This is a genomic window from Stappia sp. WLB 29 (assembly GCF_023507705.1).
Lineage (GTDB): Bacteria > Pseudomonadota > Alphaproteobacteria > Rhizobiales > Stappiaceae > Stappia.
On record NZ_JALBGD010000002.1, the window covers coordinates 225193 to 244130 of the forward strand.

An 18938-nucleotide genomic window follows, 5' to 3' on the forward strand; every position below is an offset into this window, starting at 1 on the left:
GCGCGTCCGTTCAGCGGCTGCGCGAGACGATGGCGGCCGCGAGCGCGGTCATCACCGTGGCCGAGGCGTAGAACCACAGGCCCGGCAGGCTGGTCGCCGCGGCAAGTCCGCTGGTCTTGGCGGCGAAGACGACCAGCGCCACCAGCATCACGTCCATCATCGACCACTTGCCGAGCGCATGCATCAACGCATGGCCGATCCCCGAGCGGCCGGCAATAGCCGCCACATGCAGGGCGAGGATCTTTGCGGCCGGAAAGGCGATTGAGAACAGCCCGACCACTACGGCCAGCAGCGTTTCCTGCTCCCGCCACAGCCCGGCGACGAGCGCGAGCAGCGCCGGACGGTCGGTGAGAAAATAGAGCCGCTCCAGCTCCAGCAGCGGCAGCGTCAGGCCGAGAATGAAGCAGGTCGTGGCCGCCGGCAGCAGCAGGGCGAGAAGCACGCGCATGGTTCAGCCGTCCTGCAGGGCCGCATCCGCGGCGGCCTCGGCCGCCTCATGCACCAGGTGCAGCAGCGGATAGGGGCGCCCCTGGTCGTCGCGCTCGGAGCGGCCGGCGACGGTGAACCCGAGGCGCGCATAGAAGGCGGCGGCACCCCTGTTCTGCTCGTTCACGTCGGTGACGAGGCGCGGAAACCGTTCCAGCGCGTGGGCGACGAGCGCGCGTCCCGCACCCCGGCCGTGGGCGGCGGGATCGATGAACAGCGCATCGAGATGCCCTGCGCTCAGCACCATGAAGCCGGCCACCGTGCCGTCCGCGTCGACGGCGAGGGTCAGCGGCACCTCGGGCAGGAAGCCGCGCACCATTTCCTCGATCTCGGCGAAGTCCTCGGGCGTGAGGAAATCGTGAGTGGCCGCGACGGCGCGGCGCCAGATCGCGATGGCCGTTGCGCTTTCGCCTGCGCCTGCGTATCGTATCGTCCACATGCCGCTGCTATCCCACGCAAGGCGGGGAAGCGCAAATGCAAAAGGGCCCGCGCTGCGGGCCCCTTGAAGGCAGGTTCGGGAAGCCGGTTCGCAGGCTTGCCCTGCGCGCTCCGTCCGGCATCAGATCCGGGTCTTGCGGCGCGCAGCGACCTCGTCGAGGGCATCCTGCTCGGCCGCATCGCGCTCCTGGCGTTCGCGAATCTGGTCGCGCTCTTCCAGCAGCTCGAATTTTTTCAGCTCTTCCAGCGCCTCGCGCAGGTCCTCGCGCGCGGCTTCCAGCTGGCCGTTCAGTTCCTCGGCGGAGTTCAGCAGGTTGTCGCGGCGCTGGGCCGCGGCCTTGGCGAAGGTCGGATAGGCGAAGTGTCCGACATCGGTGATGCCGACTCGCTGCTGCTCTGCGAGGATCTGGTCGTCCAGCTCGCGGGCCATGCGCTTGAACTCGTCGACCATCGACTCGATCTGCGCCAGCTGGCGACGGCGCTCGTCGACCTGAAACTGCTTCAGGCGAATGAGACTCTCACGCGACTTCATTACTCGTTACTCCCGTTGCGCACACCAACTTAAGCGAGAGTCATTTCCAAAAGGTTGGCAAGTTCATTATAGCCTGCGCCGATCGTGCTTGCATCGCCCTTCGACTGGCCGAGGAAGGTTTCCAGCCGGTCGTGGCGGGCGATGGCCTCGTCCACCACCGGGTCCGATCCGCGGCGATAGGCGCCGAGGCGGATCAGCTCCTCCATGTCCGAATAGGTCGCCATCAGCGCCCGCGCCTTGCGCAGGACCGGCTGCATCTCGTCCGGCACGCAGCGCGGCATGGTGCGCGAGACCGATTTCAGCACGTTGATCGCCGGATAGCGTCCGCGCTCGGCGATGGCCCGTTCCATGACGATATGGCCGTCGAGAATGCCGCGCACCGCATCGGCGACCGGCTCGTTGTGGTTGTCGCCCTCCACCAGCACGGTGAACAGGCCGGTGATCGAGCCGGATCCCGGACGGCCCGGCCCGGCGCGCTCCAGCAGCTTGGGCAGTTCGGTGAAGACGGTCGGCGTGTAGCCCTTGGAGGTCGGCGGCTCGCCGATGGACAGGCCGATCTCGCGCTGGGCCATGGCGAAGCGGGTGACCGAGTCCATCATGCACATGACGTTGCGCCCGGCATCGCGGAAATGCTCCGCCACCGTCATGGTGAGATAGGCGGCCTGGCGCCGCATCAGCACGCTTTCGTCGGAGGTGGCGACGACGACGACCGAGCGGGCAAGGCCCTCCGGCCCGAGGTCGTCCTCGATGAATTCCTGCACCTCGCGGCCACGTTCGCCGATCAGGCCGATTACCGCCACATCGGCGGCCATGTTGCGGGCGATCATCGACATCAGCACCGACTTGCCAACGCCCGAGCCGGCGAAGATGCCCATGCGCTGGCCCTCGCAGCAGGTGACGAAGGTGTTGAGCGCGCGCACGCCGAGGTCGAGCGGCGGGCCGACGCGGCCGCGCTCGCCGGCCGCCGGCGGGTTGGTCCGCAGCCGCCGCGGTTCGCCGCCGGCAGGCAGGGGGCCGAGACCGTCGATCGGTTCGCCCATGGCGTTGACCACGCGCCCGAGCCAGGCGTCGCAAGGGTGGGCCAGGCTCTCGCGTGCCATCAGCACGGCGCGGCAGCCGAGCCGCACGCCCTCCAGCCCGGCGAAGGGCATGCACAGCGCGCGCTCGTCGCGGAAGCCGACCACCTCGGCCGGCACGGCGGGGCCGTTTTCCCCGCTCTCCACGGCCAGCACGGCGCCGACGCTCATCTCGTGCACGGGGCCGGCAACCTCGACCAGGAGGCCCTGCACGGCGACCACCCGGCCGTAGATCTGTGCGGGCATCAGGGCTTCGAGTTCGGCAAAGAGCGGGTCCATCTGATCCTCAAGGCTCGGTAAAGAAGGTCCCAGAAAGCGAGGGTACGGTAACCTATCGTTTACAAGTTTGGTTAATCTTAATGTCGAGGGTTCTGGATGGCGAGCCATCCTGGGTCCCGCGTCCGGCGTAGAGGTTGAGTCACCTGAGTCGTTTACAGCGGCTTGTTAATGTGACGCTTGAAGATTTTATGGAAAGGATTTCCATCGAATTTTCAAGCATTTGGAAAAGTTTTCCAAACTCGCCTCATCGGCGCTTGCAGGTGTGAATCAGAATTTGTTAACCATTGTCTCACACAGTGAGTCGAGGTTAACCGCAGTCCTTAGCACCGGGAGCGTACTGGCCGGCGCGGCTTGCCCAGGATAGGCAGACATAGGGGATTGGCATGCGTGTCCTGTTGATCGAGGATGACAGCGCAACGGCGCAAAGCATCGAGCTGATGCTCAAGTCCGAGAATTTCAACGTCTACACGACGGATCTTGGCGAGGAAGGCATCGACCTCGGCAAGCTATACGATTACGACATCATCATGCTGGATCTCAATTTGCCCGACATGTCGGGTTACGAGGTCCTGCGGACGCTGCGCGTGTCCAAGGTGAAGACCCCGATCCTGATCCTGTCCGGCCTCGCCGGCATTGAGGACAAGGTTCGCGGGCTCGGCTTCGGCGCCGACGACTACATGACCAAGCCGTTCCACAAGGACGAGCTCGTGGCCCGCATCCATGCGATCGTGCGCCGCTCGAAGGGTCATGCCCAGTCGGTCATCACCACGGGCGACCTGGTGGTCAATCTCGACACCAAGACGGTCGAGGTCTCCGGCCAGCGCGTGCATCTGACCGGCAAGGAATACCAGATGCTGGAGCTGCTTTCCCTGCGCAAGGGAACGACGCTCACCAAGGAGATGTTCCTGAACCATCTCTATGGCGGCATGGACGAGCCGGAACTGAAGATCATCGACGTGTTCATCTGCAAGCTGCGCAAGAAGTTGGCGGCCGCAACGTCGGGCAAGAACTACATCGAGACCGTCTGGGGTCGCGGCTACGTGCTGCGCGAGCCGGAAGAGAAGGCGGCCTGAGCCGGCCTTCCCTGCGACCGAGGTCTTGAGATCTGATCGAAGGCCCCGCCATCCGGCGGGGTCTTCGTCGTTTCGAGAGGGACCATGCGGGACGAGGTCGACATTCCGGAACAGGCGCAGGCGGTTCTCGCGATCCTGCAGACCGAGGCCGACATGCCGCTTGCCGGGCTCTACCTGCACGGTTCGGCCGTTGCCGGCGGCTTGCGCCCGCATAGCGACCTCGATCTTCTGGCTGTCGTCGACCGCCCGCCGGAGGCGCCTGCGCGCCGCCGGCTGCTCGAGGCGCTGCTGGGGATCTCGGCGCCGTATCCGGCACCTGTCGGCGGGCCGCGCTGCCTCGAGCTGATGGTGTTCGACCGCTCAGCCCTTGCCCGCCTCTCCGCCGCAATGGAAAGCACTTTCGTCTACGGCGAATGGCTGCGCGAGGCCTTCGAGGCGGGCGATGTGCCGCAGCCGCTTGCCGATCCCGAGCATACCCTGGTTCTGGCGCAGGCGCACCGGCAGGCCGTGCCGATTGCCGGGCCCACTGCCACCGACCTGCTGCCGGAGATCGGCATCGCGCAGGTCCGCGAGGCGATGCGGCGGCTCCTGCCGGGACTGGTCGAGGGGCTCGACGGCGACGCGCGCAACGTCGTGCTAACGCTGGCGCGCATGTGGTGGACCGCCGGCACCGGCGCCTTCCTGTCCAAGGACGAGGCGGCCGAAAAGGCCGCCGCGGCCTTCGGCGGGAGTACGGGCGAGGTGCTGCGCGCCGCGCGCCACGCCTATCTCGGCCTTGCCGGCGATGCCGAGCTCGGCCCGCCCGCGCTCCTGCGCGAGGTCGCCGGGCATCTTTCCCGCGAGATCGAGACCCGGCTTTAGCGCTGCCGCCCTCACATCCCCCAGGCAGCGCGGAAGCGCTCGCGGATCCCGGCAAGGCGGGCGCGCGGCTCGTTGGCGAAGACGAGGCGCAGGTAGCGTCCGGCCTGGCCCGGCGCGCCCCAGCCGGTCATCGCGGTCGCTGCGATCCGCCCCTTTTTCAGCAGCAGCGCCGAGGCCCGCTCCGGCGGCAGGTCGAGCGCGGCCGTGTCGATCAGCAGCGACCAGCCGCCGTCGGGCCTGACGCAGGGCAGGTCGGAAAGCTCGGCAAGGATCAGGTCGCGCCGCGCGCGCCAGCGGGCGGACGCCTGCGCCACCCCGTCGTCGCTGGTGGTCAGGGCGGCGGCCGCACCCGGCATGCCGATGCCGACCTGGCAGACCACGTTGGACAGGCTGACGAGGCCGACATCGTTCATTAGAGCGCGCGGGCCGACGATCCAGCCGACACGCCAGCCGATCATCCGGTATTCCTTGGAGACGCTGCCGACGGTGACGGTGCGCTCGCGCATGTCGGCAAACTGCAGCGGATGCAGAACCGGCGCATCGGTATAAAGGATCCGCTCCATCGCCGCATCGTGCAGCAGCCAGGCGCCCGTCTGCCGCACCAGATCGCAGATCGCCTGCCACTCCTCAAGGTCATGGACGATGCCCGAGGGCATCGACGGGCTCATGGTCAGCACCGCACGGGTCTTGTCCGAGCGAGCGGCGGCCAGCGCCTCCAGGTCCAGCCGCCAGCCGCCCTCCGCCACCTTCAAGGGCACCAGACGCGGCACGCCGCCGGCCAGGCGGATGCGGTTGAGCAGGCCGGCATAGGCCGGATCGGTGATGATCACCTCGTCGCCCGGCTCCAGGATCGCCAGCAGCACGTTGAGAATGCCGGAGAGGCCGCCGGCCGAGACGATGCATTCTCCTTCCGGATCATACGCGACGCCCATGTCGGCCTCGATCCGGGCGACGGCCGCCTCGCGCAAGGCATGGATGCCGAGGAACGGCAGGTAGCTGTTGGCCGCGTCCGCCTCGACCGCGGCGCGGGTCGCCTCCAGCGCGGCGCGCGGCGGGGCGATGTCCGTGTCGAGGTTTTCCAGCCGCAGCATGTCCGGATCACCGAGCGCGTCGGCGGCATCGCCCATCTTGTCGACATTGATGCCGGGGATGTGGCGCAGACGGGAAACTGTCATACGATTCTCTTTATTGGATCCAATTTAAGATATTGAATGCAGAACCTGGCGGGCTATGTCAATTGTCGAGGGCGAAAGGGAATCGGGGCGGATCGCGGCAAGGCGCGCGGTCAGCCCTTGCTGCCAAAAGGACGGACAGGCAGGCGGATCATGACGGCGAGCGGATCGGGCGACAGAGGGCAGGGGATGCAGACGGCAGGCGCCAAGGGCCGCGACCAGACGCGGTCCGTCGCCGACCAGCTGCGCGAGCGGATCATTTCCGGGGAACTTGCCGCCGGCCAGCCGCTGCGCCAGGAGACGATTGCCGAGGCCTATGGCGTCAGCCGCATGCCGGTGCGCGAGGCGCTGCGCCTGTTGCAGGCGGAAGGCTTCGTCGAGATGGTCCGCAATCGCGGCGCCAGCGTCGCCGCCATCGACGCGCGCGATCTTGCCGAGATCCACGAGATGCGGGTGCTGGCCGAGTGCTTTGCCCTGCGCCATGCGATCCCCGAGCTCACCGAAAGCCGGATCGATCGGGCGGAAAGCATCCAGGGCGAATTGGAAACCGCGCCCATCGAGGCGTTCGGCGCGCTCAACAAGCGCTTCCACATGACGCTGTACGAGGCCTGCGCCCGCCCGCGCCTGCTCGCGCATATCTCATTGCTGCACGATGCGGCGGACCGCTACCTGCGCATCGCCATTCGCCAGCTCGACTACGCGGTGCGCTCCGACCGCGAGCACCGCGAACTCCTCGCCGCCTGCCGCCGCCGAGATGCGGCGGCCGCGCAGGAGATCCTGCGCACCCATATCGAGGAAGCCGGCAAGGCCCTGCTTGCGGCATTGCCGGGGTAGGGGAATTTGGACATACACCGCGTTTGCGATTTCGCCGGTCGCCTGTCCCCTCTGCGTCCTGAACACATTTCCCCCGCGCCGGCTACCGGCACGGGGGCTCATTCTGGACGATGAGGCGATATCAACCGGCTGCCGGCACGCCGTAGATCACCTGGACCGCCCCCTTGGCATGGACACCGATATGCAGGTGATCCGGGCCGAACTGGATGCTGTTTACGCCAACCGCGTCGACACGTCCCTCGATCTGCAGATCATCGTCGATCCGCTTGTTGATCTCGTCGTTCAGCTTCTCGATCAGGGCGGCATGGTCCTTGCCGAAGGGCACTTCCACGAGCCGCTCGGTCAGCTTTATCACCGGGCGGCTGCCGACAAGGAGCACGCCTGCCTGCACTGCGGCATTGTCTGTGGCGGCGGTGAAGCCGAGGTTCTCGAAGGTGACCACGCGCTTTGCCATGTCGACCACGGGCTTGGCCGTGAGATAGACACGCCCCCGGCTGTCGAACCAGCTTCCGGTGTCCACCTTGATGTCGAAGCCGATCGCGAGGGCATCCTTGGCGGCATAGACCTCGATGTTCGAGACGCCAAGCTGCTGCGGCTCAAGTCCGGCTTCCCTGGCGAGCCGCGCCCCCATGTCGCTCTGTTCGAGCAGCTTTCGGATCTCCTCATAGGAGATGCGCACCGGTACGGCCATGTTGAAGCCTCGATCGACACCGTCCATGCCGTGAAGCGGCGGCAGCGGCGCCAAGCTGGTTTCCGCGCCATGGCTTCCCACCGTGGTGCTCAGGCTGGCACGCAGGGCAAGGCTCGTGGTCATCATGTTGTTGGCGAAGCGAAAACCGCCAAAATGCACGCTTTCCGGCTTGACCACCGCCGTGACCGCAGGATCGGCGTTGACCGTCAGCGGGCGATGCAGCTTGATCCAGGCCTTCTCGACCTCGGTGCGGATATCCGCTGCGGCCAGCGCCTCGGCAATCTTCGGTTGGAGATCGGCGAGCGCTTCCCTGACCTTCGGCTCGACCTTGGAGCCGATCGTGATCTTGATGCCGAGCAGGTCGATATAGGGGCGCTTGCACCACCGGAAATCCGTCGAAACCTGTGCGGACGGCTTCCAGTTTGCCGAAATGCCCGGCTTGATCAGCGCCGTGACTTCCGCGCAGCCACGGCCCGTTTCGCGGATGTTCTTCCCGATGTCGCCCCGACCGCGAACCGTCGCTTCGAAGTTGATCGGCATGCTGGCCCGGATGCTGTCTCCGGCCGCCGTCAGGCTGAACTTGCCAGCCTTCCACACCCGGCCGCTGATCGAGCAGCCGATGCTGACCTTGATGAAGCCGATCTTTTTCTTGAAGCAGCCGCCGCGCGACTCGTTGATCGTGTGCAGCGTGTCGGGGATCCTGGCGTTCAGCTCCTTCTCCAGCGCGGCGAGATTGACGGTCAGCGGCACGCTGACCGACGACATCATCTCGTCGGCCTTGAACTTGGTCGAGACCGCAGGCGGCGCGATCGTGTAGGCGTCGGTGAACATGCTCGTGGAGGCCACGGCCGCAGCACCGGCTCCCAGAGTGGCGAGAGATGCCACGGTGATGATGGTCTTCCTGGTCATGTCGGTCTCCTCCAGCTTCGATGCGAATGCGTCAGGCATTCGCGGGGTCTTCGGAACGGCGGCCATCCGCCGTTGATCTGACCAGACCTCATCTAGCTGTCGGTGGGAGAACAGAATTCCCGGAGTGTTGCCGGGTCTCAGGATTTGACCTAGAGTTCGGTTTCAATCCCAAATTTTGGGAATGACCGACGACCACCTGAGGGGGCATCCGGTGACGCTGTCGCGTGAACTTACGGTATTGCGCGCGATCCGGCTGGCTCGCGCCACACTCATGCGCCGGCTCGTCGAGCACGCCATGGCACATCTTGCCGAGACCGGCAAGGAATCGGCCGCGCCCTCGCTCTCTCCTGAAGAACTCCGGCAGCTGAAGTCGGAAGGCGTCGTTCAGATCGCGGAGATCTTCTTCCTCTTCGAAGAGACCGGCATGAGCGATCCCGCCCTGCTGCGCAGCCGGCTCGAGATGCACAATGAAGCTTTGGGGGCCAAGCTCGCCCAGATGCGCGAGGACAATTTGGCCCATACGCCGGAGGGCCTGTCGCGGGACCGGCTTGCCAGTGGCATCCTCGATGATGGCAAGATCCAGATGCTGGTCGACGAAGCCGAATGGGGAGAGCTGCGCTTCGATCAGTCCAGCCTGTCGTCGCTGCTGATCGAACTGATGGCTCCCGAGAGCTGCCGGACACTGGTTATTCTTCTGGCAAAGTTCGGCTTCCTGAAGCGGATCGGCACCAACAACGTTCGGATCAGGTCTTTGGGGAAGCTGGAGCAGCTCTACCGGGAGCACCTCGCCCAGATCGCCGATGCCATCGGGCACGTGGAGCAGGCCGCATGAGAAAAACCGTCTTCTGCGTAGTTGCGACGCTGTTCCTGACCGCCTTCACAACCGCTGAAGCACAGGAGAGCGCCGCCGATTTTGCCGCTGGCATGGTCGCCCGCCTCGGGCAGGAAAACCACGCTGCATGCGTTCGCAGCCTGGCCGACGAGAAGCAAAAGGTCGACGTTGTCGTCGGCGCGCTGGGGTTCCGCTCTGCGACACTCAATCTCGCGCTGGAGGGAAAGCGGCTGGTCTGCGAGGCCAGGCGCCTTTCCGAAGAGGCTGGGCGACTGGAAGCGGAGCGCGGCCGGTTGCTGGCCGAAGCCGACCGTCTCGACGCCGAATGGGAGCTGGCTGTGCGGGCCAATCCCGGCGCGTTCACCGACTACAAGGGGCGAGACAGAAGCCAGATGTTGCTCCGCAGGGATGCCGGCATCATTCAAGGCACGATCGATCGACTGGCATCCGTTGCATCGGATCTCAATGACGAAGCCATACGGCTGATCAGGTTGTCACTCAGCGATTACGAGCAGTTGTCGAAGCCCCACCAGGACCAGCTTGCCGCTTCACTCGACGCCCAGACGCAGTACGAATTGCTCGAGCGCTTGCTGGGCCTGAAACTTCCCGTCAAGGCGGCGTAACTGCGCATTGGGCAGATTCCCATGCCAAGGACGAGAGCCGGCCGTGCCCGGTTCTCGTCGCGGGTCTCTGTCAGGCGATTGCAGTCTTAGGACATGCTGACGAGGGGGCTCCCCCTACCTCTCCAGCCCGCCCGTCAGCGTCATCGCCTGGCGGCGGAGGTAGTGCATCAGGTCGTCGGCGCGGGAGCGGGCGAGGGCGACGTCCCCGGAGGCGATGGCCTGCATCAGTTCCATGTGGTGCCAGGCGGCGGAGTTGAGGTCGCTCTCGCCGAAATAGCGGAACCAGAACCGCCGCGAATGGGTCTGCAGCGGCGCCACCACCCGGGCGGCGAAGGGATTGCACGCGGCCACCGCGACGATCTCGTCGAAGGTCTTGTCCTCGCGCAGGAAGGCGTCGACATCGCCGGCGGCGGCAGCGTCCCGCATGGCGCGGGCGCACGCGCCCAGCCGGTCGCGCTCGTCGCGGCTGGCCAGATGCGCGGCCGAGCCGGTCAGCAGGATCTCCAGCGCGTGGCGGGTTTCCAGCACCCGGGCGAAGTCGGCCGGGTTGATGTCGGCAACCAGGATGCCGAGGCGCGGGCGGATGGTCACCAGCCCCTCCCAGGCGAGGCGCTGGATCGCCTCGCGGATCGGCGTGCGGCCCATGTCCAGCAGCGCCGCGATGCGGCTTTCCGTCATCGCCGTGCCCGGCGCCAGCCGCAGGGTGACGATCTGCTCCTCCAGCGCGCGATAGGCGCGGGCCGCCCGGCTTTCCTCGCCATCCTGGCTGGCGGAGCCGAACTCGGCAGGTCCGGCGCGTTCGCCTCCGGCGGGGCTGGCGGTCATGACATCTCCTCTCGCTTCTCTCTCTTGATATATCAGTCGTTGACAGAAGGGAAGCCGCGTGGGACTGTGCGTTCGACAATTGATATATCAGATGGCGGCAAGGGAGTTTCTATCATGTGGCGCGGTGTGTTTCCGGCGGTAACGACCAAGTTCACCAGCGACGACCGGCTGGACATGGCCGAGATGGAGCGCTGCTTCGCGCTCCAGGTCGAGGCGGGCGTCGACGGGCTGATCGTCTGCGGCTCGCTCGGCGAGGCGATGGCGCTCGAGGGCGAAGAGAAGCTCGAGATCCTCAAGCTGGCCAAGTCGTCCGTCGCAGGCAGCCGCCCCGTCCTGATGACCGTGTGCGAAAGCTCCACCCGCCGCGCGGTTTCCGCCGCGCAGGCCGCGGCAAAGGCCGGCGCCGACGGCCTGATGGTGTTGCCGGGCGTGCCCTATCGCTCGGCCCCGCACGAAACGCTGGCGCATCTCTTCGCGGTCGTCCGCGGGTCCGGCCTGCCGTCGATGATCTACAACAACCCGGTCGCCTACGGCGTCGACGTGACGCTGGAGATGTTCGATGAGCTGGCCGCCGAGCCGCTGGTCGTGGCGATGAAGGAGTCCACCGACGACATCCGCCGCGTCAGCGAGGTGATCTCGCGCTTCGGCGATCGCTTCGACGTCTTCACCGGCGTCGACAACCTGGCGCTGGAAAGCCTCGTCATGGGCGCCACCGGCTGGGTCGCCGGTCTCGTCGTCGCCTTCCCGAAGGAGACGGTGGCGATCTGGAAGCTGGCGCAGGCCGGCCGCATCGAGGAGGCGCGGGCGATCTACCGCTGGTTCCGCCCCTTGCTCGATCTCGATGTCTCGACCAATCTGGTGCAGAACATCAAGCGCGCCGAAGTGCATGCCATCGGCTCCAACGACCGCTGCCGCGCACCGCGCATGGCCCTGTCCGGCGCGGAAGCAGAGCGGGTCGACGGCATCATCCGCGCAGCGCTGGAAACGCGGCCGCAGCTGCCGGCGCTCTGAGGCGGGAGCGGCGCCGGCCGGGTACGGTGACAGGCTTTATTGGGGCGTGAAGGACGGATGGACGACAGGTCCGAAGTGACCATCATCGGGGCCGGCATCATCGGCCTCGCCACGGCGGCGGCGCTGCTCGCGCGCGGCCATGCGGTGACGGTGATCGACCGGGGCGAGCCGGGCAGCGGCACCTCGCGGGGCAATGCCGCCGGCATCGCCTGGACGGATGTCGCCCCGCTCGCCTCGCCCGGCATCTGGCGCAAGGCGCCGGGCTGGCTGCTCGACCCGCTCGGGCCGCTGACCGTCCGCCCGTCCTATGCCCTCTCCATTCTGCCTTGGATGCTGCGCTTCGTGCAGGCCTCGCGGCCGGCCGCCTGGCGCCGGTCGATCTCGGCCATCGCCGCGCTCAATGCTGCCGCGCTGCCCGCGTGGGAGCGGCTGTGGCAGGACAGCGGCACGCTACACCGCGTGAAGCGTGAGGGCTGTCTCGACGTCTTCGACAAGCCGGCCGAGATCGCGCGGGCGCGCGCCGGCTGGCAGCTGCAGCGCGACCACGGCATCGAGGTGCGCGAGCTGGGCGGTCCCGAGCTGCGCGACATGGAGCCCGATCTCGGCCCCACGGTCGCCGGCGGCGCCTTCCTTCCCGGCTGGGTGCAGGTCGACGACCCGCACGGGCTGTGTCTCGATCTCGCCGCCCATGTGCGGGCCCGCGGCGGCATCATAGAGCGGGGCGAGGTGGTGGCGCTGGCGCGCGGCAGCGAGGGCATCATGCTGCGCATGCGCGAGGGGCCGGTGCGCCGCGCGCCGCATGTGGTGCTCGCCTGCGGGGCGTGGTCGCGCCGGCTTGCCGCCGGCATCGGCGAGGACGTGCCGCTCGACACCGAGCGCGGCTACAACATCACGGTGCCCGAGCCCGGCGTTTCCTTCCGCCGCTTCATCATGCTCCCCGGCTACGGCTTCGTGCTGTCGCCGCTGGCCAAGGGCCTGCGCATCGGCGGGGCGGTGGAGTTCGGCGGGCTTGCGGCCGCGCCCGACTGGCGGCGGGTCGACGCGTTGGTCGCGCGCGCCGGCAAGGTGGTGCCGAACCTCAAGGCCGAGACCGGCGAGCGCTGGATGGGCTTTCGTCCCTCGCTGCCCGACAGCCTGCCGGTGATCTCGCCGAGCCGCCGCGTCCCCGGCCTGATCCACGCCTTCGGCCATGCCCACCACGGATTGACGCAGGCGGCGGCGACGGGCGAACTCGTCGCCGCCCTCGTTGCCGGCGAGCGGCCGGCCATCGACCTTGCCCCTTATGCGGTCGACCGGTTCTGACAGTCTGGGTTCTTTCTCAAGGAGGCAGCCGTGGCGCGGCATACGTTCTTCTGCATCGACGGACATACCTGCGGCAATCCGGTGCGGCTCGTCGCGGGCGGGGGACCCAACCTTGCCGGCGACAGCATGCTGGCGCGGCGGGCGGACTTCCTTGAGCGCTACGACTGGATCCGCACCGGCCTGATGTTCGAGCCGCGCGGCCACGACATGATGTCCGGCTCGATCCTCTATCCGCCGACGCGCGCGGATTGCGATATCGGCGTGCTCTATATCGAGACCTCCGGTTGCCTGCCGATGTGCGGCCACGGCACCATCGGCACCGTGACGATGGCGATCGAGGAGGGGCTCCTGGTGCCGCGCACGCCCGGTCAGGCGCGGCTGGAAACGCCCGCCGGTCTGGTGCTTGCCGATTACGAGATGGAGGGCGAGCACGTCACCTCCGTGCGGCTGACCAACGTGCCCTCCTTCCTTGCCGCGCAGGATCTTGAGATCGACTGCCCGGAGCTCGGCCGGCTGACCTTCGACGTCGCCTATGGCGGCAATTTCTACGCGATCATCGAGCCCCAGGAGAATTTCGCAGGCGTCGGCGCCATCGACGTCGACCGGCTAGTGGCGATCAGCCCGGCGCTTCGGGTTGCGCTCAACGAGGCGTACGAGATGGTGCATCCGGAGGACGGGCGCATCCGCGGCATCACCCATATCCAGTGGACGGGCCCGGCGACCCAGCCGGGGGCGGACGCGCGCAACGCCGTCTTCTACGGCGACAAGGCCATCGACCGCAGCCCCTGCGGCACCGGCACCTCGGCCCGCCTCGCCCAGTTGCATGCGCGCGGCCGGCTGAAGGTCGGCGACCGTTTCGTGCACGAGAGCGTCATCGGCTCGCTGTTCGTCGGCGGGGTGAAGTCCGAGACCACCGTCGGCGGCCGGCCGGCCATCATCCCCACCATCGAGGGCTGGGCGGTGAAGACCGGCACCTCCACCATCACGCTGGACGAGCGCGACCCCTACATGACGGGCTTCTCCGTCACCGGCACGGGGGTGAAGCTCTATCCGCGCCCATGAACTGAAGCGGGTGCACAGGCGGGCGCGAAGCCTGTAGGAAGGGAGCGAACCAACTCGGGATCCGATTCGCTTCATGGACTGGTCGCCCCAGCAGCGGCACGCGCTCGACGAGACGGCGCGCTGGCTGAAATCGAAAGACAAGCAGGTCTTCCGCCTGTTCGGCTTCGCCGGCACGGGCAAGACGACGCTCGCCCGCCATCTGGCGGAGGGCATCAATGGCGATGTCGCCTTCGGCGCCTTCACCGGCAAGGCGGCCCATGTGCTGCGCCAGAAGGGCTGCGTCGACGCCACCACCATCCATGCGATGATCTACCGGCCGCGCGGGCGCAAGGACGAGACCGAGGACGACGAGGAAAGCCTCAGCTTCTCGATCAACCGCGACAGCATCGCCTCCAAGGCCAAGCTGATCGTCATCGACGAATGCTCGATGGTCGACGAGGATCTCGGCCGCGATCTCCTGTCCTTCGGCACGCCGGTGCTGGTGCTCGGCGATCCGGCGCAGCTGCCGCCGGTCAAGGGCGGCGGCTTCTTCACCGAGGCGGAGCCCGACGTGATGCTGTCGGAGGTGCACCGCCAGGCGCGCGACAACCCGATCGTCCACATGTCGATGCTGATCCGCGAGGGCGGCGAGTTGGAGGCAGGCCGCTACGGCGACAGCCGCATCATCTCGCGCCGCGAGATCGACGCCGCCTCGATCCTCGCCAGCGACCAGGTGCTGGTCGGGACCAACCGCACACGGCGGCTCTACAACGGCCGCATCCGCGAGCTGAAGGGCTATACGACGCAGATGCCGGCGGTCGGCGACAAGCTGGTGTGCCTGCGCAACGACAAGGCCAAGGGCCTGCTCAACGGCGGGCTGTGGACCGTCGAGCGGCTGCGCCCGTCCAAGGGCAACACGCTGCGCTTCGACGTGCGCCCGGAGGACGAGGCCGCCGGCAAGGGCCGGGTGCAGGTCAAGGTGCTGCCGGGCCTGTTCGAGGAGGGCGCGGACCAGATTCCCTACGCCCTCAAGCGCCGCTCCGACGAGTTCGACTACGGCTACGCACTCACGGTCCACAAGGCGCAGGGCTCGCAGTGGGACGATGTCGTCCTGTTCGACGAGAGCTGGGCCTTCCGCGAATATCGCGACCGCTGGCTCTACACGGCCGTCACCCGCGCCGCGCAGCGCATCACCGTGGTGCGCTGAGCCCGAGTCCCGGTCCGGCCTCGCCTACGCGGTTTTCCACTTCCGGCCGTCCGCCTTCGCGTCCCGCACTGGCGCGGCGCGCGCAGCGCGCGTAAGGTTCGCGGCCCGCCGACCGGCCTTCCGCCCGGCGGCCCGATTTGTCGACAGGCCCCGAAATGACCGATCTTTCCTCCTTCGCGCCGGACGTTCCGGCCTCCCGTCCCGCATCCGCGAAGACGGCGCTGCCGCCGGAGATTTCCGCCCGCATCGCCCGCACCATCGCGGCCGAGCTCGCCTGCCGGCCGGAGCAGGTCTCCGCGACGGTGGAGCTGCTCGACGGCGGGGCGACGGTTCCCTTCGTCGCCCGCTACCGCAAGGAGGCGACCGGCGGTCTCGACGACACGCAGCTGCGCCGGCTCGAGGAGCGGCTGACCTACCTGCGCGAGATGGAGGAGCGGCGCGGCGCGATCCTGCGCTCCATCGAGGAGCAGGGGAAGCTGGACGACGCGCTGGCCGGGCGCATCCACGCCGCCGAGACCAAGGCGCAGCTGGAAGATCTCTACCTGCCGTTCAAGAAGAAGCGGCGGACCAAGGCGCAGATCGCCCGCGAGGCGGGGCTGGAGCCGCTGGCCGACCTCTTGATCGGCGATCCCTCGCACGACCCGCAGGGGACGGCGGCGCGCTTCGTCGATGCGGAAAAGGGCGTCGAGGACGCCAAGGCGGCGCTGGACGGCGCGCGCCAGATCCTGATGGAGCGCTTTGCGGAAGACGCGGCGCTGGTCGGGCGGCTGCGCTCGCACATGACCTCGGGCGCGGTGCTGCGCTCGCGGGTGGTCGAGGGCCAGGAACAGGCCGGTGCCAAGTTTTCCGACTATTTCGACTATCGCGAGAAATGGGCCGACGTGCCGAGCCACCGGGCGCTGGCGCTGCTGCGCGGCCGCAACGAGGGCGTGCTGGCGCTGGAACTCGCTGTCGACGAGGACGCGCAGGGCTCCTTCAAGCCGGTCGAGCTGATGGTGATGAAGGCCGCCGGCATCGAGGACCGGGGCCGGCCGGCCGACCGCTGGCTGGCGGAGACGGCGCGCTGGGCCTGGCGGGTCAAGCTGGCGCTGCATCTGGAACTCGACCTGATGAACGCGCTGCGCGAGAAGTCCGAGGAAGAGGCGATCCACGTCTTCGCCCGCAATCTCAAGGATCTGCTTCTGGCCGCTCCCGCCGGCCACAAGACGGTGCTGGGCCTCGATCCGGGCATCCGTACCGGCGTCAAGGTGGCGGTGGTCGATGCCACCGGCAAGCTGGTCGAGACGACGACGATCTACCCGTTCCAGCCGCGCAACGACATCGTGGGCTCGATGGCGGCGCTGAAGGCGCTGATCGCCCGGCACGGCATCTCGCTGATCGCCATCGGCAACGGCACGGCGAGCCGCGAGACCGACCGGCTGGTCGCCGATCTGCTGGGCGAGATCCCGCCGGCGAACCGCCCGATCAAGGTGATCGTCAACGAGGCCGGCGCGTCGATCTATTCGGCGAGCGAGTTGGCTGCGCGCGAGCTGCCCGGCGTGGATGTCTCGCTGCGCGGGGCGGCCTCCATCGCCCGCCGCCTGCAGGATCCGCTGGCCGAGCTCGTCAAGATCGAGCCGAAGTCCATCGGCGTCGGCCAGTACCAGCACGACGTCAACCAGACGAAGCTCGCGAAGGCGCTGGACGCGGTGGTCGAGGACGCGGTGAATGCGGTCGGCGTCGACCTCAACACCGCCTCCGTGGCGCTGCTCGCCCGCGTGTCCGGCCTCACCCCCGGCCTTGCCGAGTCCATCGTGGCGCATCGCGAGGCGGAAGGCGCGTTCCGCGACCGCAAGGCGCTGCTCAAGGTGGCTCGGCTCGGGCCCAAGGCCTTCGAACAGTGCGCCGGCTTCCTGCGCATTCCCGGCGGCGACAATCCGCTCGATGCCTCGTCGGTGCACCCGGAGGCCTATCCGGTGGCGAGCCGCATCGTGCAGGCCTGCGGCCGGCCGCTGTCCGAGGTGATGGGCAATGCGGCGCTGCTGAAGGGGCTCGATCCCGCGCGCTTTGCCGACGACACGTTCGGCCTGCCGACCGTGCGCGACATCCTCGCCGAGCTGGAAAAGCCCGGCCGCGATCCGCGCCCGGAGTTCAAGACCGCAAAGCTTGCCGACGGCGTCGAGACGATGAGCGACCTGCGCCCCGGCATGGTGCTGGAAGGCACGGTCACCAACGTCACCAATTTCGGCGCCTTCGTCGATATCGGCGTCCACCAGGACGGCTTGGTGCATGTCTCGCAGATCGCCGACCGTTTCGTGCGCGATCCGGCGGAGGTGGTGAAGGCCGGCGACATCGTCCGCGTCAAGGTGGTCGACGTCGACATGGCGCGCAAGCGCATCGGCCTCACCATGCGCAAGGACGGCGGCGAGGCGGCCTCGGATCGGCCGCGCGGCGGTCCTGGTGGCGGCGGCGGCGATCGGCCGAAGGGCGGCCCCGGCGGTCCGCGTCGCGGCGGGCCTGGCGGCGGCTCCGGTGGTTCTGGCGGTTCGCGTCCCTCACAGGGCGGTGGCGGCGACGGGGCCATGGCCGCAGCCCTTGCCGCCGCCTTCAACAAGAAGAAGCGTTGATCGGGGAAGGGCGGTGCAAAAAGGCGCCGAGGCGTGAGGGCAGTCGTTCCGCTCCTCGGTTGTCATGCCTGCGTCAGGCAGGCATCCAGTATCCGCCGGGGCACGTGGCGACGCTCCGGTGAAGCTCTCCCATCTTGGCCGCGTCGAGGCGCCAACCGCACGACCTGGGGTTACTGGTTCCCGGTCTCCGGCTTCGCCGGAACCGGGACGACAGCGGAGCGGGCTGTGGGGCCGGCGCGTTGCCCTTACTCGAACCGGGCGCCGATCTTCGGCGTGCCGGGCAGGCCCTCATAGGTGAGCGTGACGCTTAGGCCCGGCTTCATCGGATGCAGCGGGCCGATGGAGCCGACGGAGACGAGGTCGCCGGGCTTCAAGGCCTTGCCCTGCGCCTTCAGAACGCCGGCGATCCAGGTGACCGCGTTGAGCGGATGGCCGAGAACGGCCTTGCCGGGCGCCTCGGACAGGGTCTCGCCGGTGGCGTCGTTCGTCAGTTTCGCGGTGAAATCGGCGAGCATGGCAACACCCTCGGCCCCTTGCGGGATCTCGATCAGCTCGCCCATCGCGCCTTTCCAGGCGCCGACATTGATCGAGGTGATCGCCGGGCCGTCGAGCTTGTCGTCCTTGCCGACGACGAGGGCGGGCAGTTCCAGGAACGGGCGCACCCCGGCGATATGGGCGAGGACCTCTTCCGGCGTCGTCGCCTCGTTGACGGCAGCATCGGCGATCTCGACAACCAGGTCCGCCTCGAACAGCGCGCGCACCGCCTCCGCCGGACGGGCGGTGGCATCGCCCCTGACGATCATGCCCTCAAGCAGCGTGCCGAAGACCGGCTCGGTAACGCCGAAGGCCTCCTGCGACTTGGGCGAGGTGAGGCCGGCCTTGTAGCCGACGAGCGGGCCGAGATCCTTCTCCAGCCTTGCGAGGATCTTGCCTTGCGCGCACAGGGCATCCGCCATCGATCCGCCGGCCGCGACCGGCGGCGGCGTCGGGGCGGCGCTGGCGCGCGCGGCCAGGAAGGCGTCGATTGTCGCATCGTCCGGACAGGCGGCCTGCGCCGCGCCCGGTACCAGAAGCAGCGAGACGAGAAGCGAGGCACCGAAGGCAAGTGCCGAGCGATTGGAATGCATTTATGAAACTCCT

18 protein-coding genes are annotated in these 18938 nt (G+C 67.9%); 10 read left to right on the plus strand and 8 right to left on the minus strand.

Going from position 1 to position 18938, the window contains the following annotated elements:
* Positions 1–10 precede the first annotated feature (10 nt).
* The 4 genes from MNI96_RS04425 to fliI form a co-directional block, all read right to left on the minus strand.
* Positions 11–448 (minus strand): paraquat-inducible protein A, encoded by a 438-nt coding sequence (locus tag MNI96_RS04425; RefSeq protein WP_249690714.1) that lies wholly within the window; start codon positions 446–448, stop codon positions 11–13.
* 3 nt (positions 449–451) lie between these two features.
* Complete coding sequence (locus MNI96_RS04430) at positions 452–925, minus strand: acetyltransferase (RefSeq protein ID WP_249690716.1); 474 nt, start codon at positions 923–925, stop codon at positions 452–454.
* A gap of 120 nt (positions 926–1045) precedes the next feature.
* Complete coding sequence (fliJ, locus tag MNI96_RS04435) at positions 1046–1456, minus strand: flagellar export protein FliJ (protein ID WP_249690718.1); 411 nt, start codon at positions 1454–1456, stop codon at positions 1046–1048.
* A gap of 29 nt (positions 1457–1485) precedes the next feature.
* Complete coding sequence (fliI, locus tag MNI96_RS04440; protein WP_249690720.1) at positions 1486–2811, minus strand: flagellar protein export ATPase FliI; 1326 nt, start codon at positions 2809–2811, stop codon at positions 1486–1488.
* Between the two features lie 383 nt (positions 2812–3194).
* Here fliI and ctrA point away from each other — a divergent pair, with 383 nt between their 5' ends.
* Both ctrA and MNI96_RS04450 read left to right on the plus strand, forming a co-directional pair.
* Entirely contained in the window at positions 3195–3884 is a 690-nt protein-coding gene (ctrA, locus tag MNI96_RS04445; protein ID WP_067218837.1) for a response regulator transcription factor CtrA, read from the plus strand.
* 84 nt (positions 3885–3968) lie between these two features.
* On the plus strand, positions 3969–4745 hold the full coding sequence (locus MNI96_RS04450; protein WP_249690723.1) for an aminoglycoside adenylyltransferase domain-containing protein: 777 nt from the start codon (positions 3969–3971) through the stop codon (positions 4743–4745).
* Between the two features lie 11 nt (positions 4746–4756).
* On the opposite strand, the gene MNI96_RS04455 is transcribed toward MNI96_RS04450, so the two are convergent.
* On the minus strand, positions 4757–5920 hold the full coding sequence (locus MNI96_RS04455; protein WP_249690725.1) for a pyridoxal phosphate-dependent aminotransferase: 1164 nt from the start codon (positions 5918–5920) through the stop codon (positions 4757–4759).
* A gap of 186 nt (positions 5921–6106) precedes the next feature.
* On the opposite strand from MNI96_RS04455, the gene MNI96_RS04460 reads away from it, so the two are divergent.
* Positions 6107–6751, plus strand: a complete 645-nt coding sequence (locus MNI96_RS04460) for a GntR family transcriptional regulator (RefSeq protein WP_249690726.1) — start codon at positions 6107–6109, stop codon at positions 6749–6751.
* A 121-nt stretch (positions 6752–6872) separates the two neighbouring features.
* On the opposite strand, the gene MNI96_RS04465 is transcribed toward MNI96_RS04460, so the two are convergent.
* Positions 6873–8351 (minus strand): DUF4403 family protein, encoded by a 1479-nt coding sequence (locus MNI96_RS04465; protein WP_249690728.1) that lies wholly within the window; start codon positions 8349–8351, stop codon positions 6873–6875.
* A gap of 181 nt (positions 8352–8532) precedes the next feature.
* Between MNI96_RS04465 and MNI96_RS04470 the strand changes: the two genes are divergently transcribed.
* Positions 8533–9183, plus strand: a complete 651-nt coding sequence (locus MNI96_RS04470; protein ID WP_249690730.1) for a hypothetical protein — start codon at positions 8533–8535, stop codon at positions 9181–9183.
* Complete coding sequence (locus MNI96_RS04475; protein WP_249690732.1) at positions 9180–9806, plus strand: hypothetical protein; 627 nt, start codon at positions 9180–9182, stop codon at positions 9804–9806. Before MNI96_RS04470 ends, MNI96_RS04475 begins: the two co-directional genes overlap by 4 nt.
* Before the next feature lie 114 nt (positions 9807–9920).
* Here MNI96_RS04475 and MNI96_RS04480 read toward each other — a convergent pair whose 3' ends face one another.
* Positions 9921–10631: a GntR family transcriptional regulator gene (locus tag MNI96_RS04480; RefSeq protein ID WP_249690734.1), complete on the minus strand. Its 711-nt coding sequence runs from the start codon at positions 10629–10631 to the stop codon at positions 9921–9923.
* 114 nt (positions 10632–10745) lie between these two features.
* Between MNI96_RS04480 and MNI96_RS04485 the strand changes: the two genes are divergently transcribed.
* From MNI96_RS04485 to MNI96_RS04505, 5 genes are all read left to right on the plus strand, one after another.
* Entirely contained in the window at positions 10746–11642 is an 897-nt protein-coding gene (locus MNI96_RS04485; RefSeq protein ID WP_249690737.1) for a dihydrodipicolinate synthase family protein, read from the plus strand.
* A gap of 57 nt (positions 11643–11699) precedes the next feature.
* Positions 11700–12944, plus strand: coding sequence for an NAD(P)/FAD-dependent oxidoreductase (locus MNI96_RS04490; RefSeq protein ID WP_249690738.1), 1245 nt, complete (start codon positions 11700–11702; stop codon positions 12942–12944).
* A 30-nt stretch (positions 12945–12974) separates the two neighbouring features.
* Positions 12975–14006 carry a 4-hydroxyproline epimerase gene (locus MNI96_RS04495; RefSeq protein ID WP_249690739.1) on the plus strand — a complete coding sequence of 344 codons (1032 nt, stop codon included), beginning with the start codon at positions 12975–12977 and terminating at the stop codon, positions 14004–14006.
* A 73-nt stretch (positions 14007–14079) separates the two neighbouring features.
* The gene (locus MNI96_RS04500; RefSeq protein ID WP_249690740.1) at positions 14080–15192 is read left to right on the plus strand and encodes an ATP-dependent DNA helicase; all 1113 of its coding nucleotides are present in this window, start codon (positions 14080–14082) and stop codon (positions 15190–15192) included.
* Positions 15193–15347: 155 nt separating this feature from the next.
* Positions 15348–17798 (plus strand): Tex family protein, encoded by a 2451-nt coding sequence (locus MNI96_RS04505; protein WP_249690741.1) that lies wholly within the window; start codon positions 15348–15350, stop codon positions 17796–17798.
* A gap of 245 nt (positions 17799–18043) precedes the next feature.
* On the opposite strand, the gene MNI96_RS04510 is transcribed toward MNI96_RS04505, so the two are convergent.
* Positions 18044–18925, minus strand: a complete 882-nt coding sequence (locus MNI96_RS04510) for a 2-keto-4-pentenoate hydratase (protein WP_249690742.1) — start codon at positions 18923–18925, stop codon at positions 18044–18046.
* Between the last annotated feature and the right edge of the window lie 13 nt (positions 18926–18938).

Coding starts and splice junctions, on each gene's coding strand:
- MNI96_RS04490 (WP_249690738.1), top strand. CDS start 11,700: ATGGACGACAGGTCCGAAGTGACCATCATCGGGGCCGGCATCATCGGC.
- MNI96_RS04510 (WP_249690742.1), bottom strand. CDS start 18,925: ATGCATTCCAATCGCTCGGCACTTGCCTTCGGTGCCTCGCTTCTCGTC.
- MNI96_RS04460 (WP_249690726.1), top strand. CDS start 6,107: ATGCAGACGGCAGGCGCCAAGGGCCGCGACCAGACGCGGTCCGTCGCC.
- MNI96_RS04505 (WP_249690741.1), top strand. CDS start 15,348: ATGACCGATCTTTCCTCCTTCGCGCCGGACGTTCCGGCCTCCCGTCCC.
- MNI96_RS04430 (WP_249690716.1), bottom strand. CDS start 925: ATGTGGACGATACGATACGCAGGCGCAGGCGAAAGCGCAACGGCCATC.
- MNI96_RS04480 (WP_249690734.1), bottom strand. CDS start 10,631: ATGACCGCCAGCCCCGCCGGAGGCGAACGCGCCGGACCTGCCGAGTTC.
- fliI (WP_249690720.1), bottom strand. CDS start 2,811: ATGGACCCGCTCTTTGCCGAACTCGAAGCCCTGATGCCCGCACAGATC.
- fliJ (WP_249690718.1), bottom strand. CDS start 1,456: ATGAAGTCGCGTGAGAGTCTCATTCGCCTGAAGCAGTTTCAGGTCGAC.
- MNI96_RS04425 (WP_249690714.1), bottom strand. CDS start 448: ATGCGCGTGCTTCTCGCCCTGCTGCTGCCGGCGGCCACGACCTGCTTC.
- MNI96_RS04500 (WP_249690740.1), top strand. CDS start 14,080: ATGGACTGGTCGCCCCAGCAGCGGCACGCGCTCGACGAGACGGCGCGC.
- MNI96_RS04470 (WP_249690730.1), top strand. CDS start 8,533: ATGACCGACGACCACCTGAGGGGGCATCCGGTGACGCTGTCGCGTGAA.
- ctrA (WP_067218837.1), top strand. CDS start 3,195: ATGCGTGTCCTGTTGATCGAGGATGACAGCGCAACGGCGCAAAGCATC.
- MNI96_RS04475 (WP_249690732.1), top strand. CDS start 9,180: ATGAGAAAAACCGTCTTCTGCGTAGTTGCGACGCTGTTCCTGACCGCC.
- MNI96_RS04465 (WP_249690728.1), bottom strand. CDS start 8,351: ATGACCAGGAAGACCATCATCACCGTGGCATCTCTCGCCACTCTGGGA.
- MNI96_RS04485 (WP_249690737.1), top strand. CDS start 10,746: ATGTGGCGCGGTGTGTTTCCGGCGGTAACGACCAAGTTCACCAGCGAC.
- MNI96_RS04455 (WP_249690725.1), bottom strand. CDS start 5,920: ATGACAGTTTCCCGTCTGCGCCACATCCCCGGCATCAATGTCGACAAG.
- MNI96_RS04450 (WP_249690723.1), top strand. CDS start 3,969: ATGCGGGACGAGGTCGACATTCCGGAACAGGCGCAGGCGGTTCTCGCG.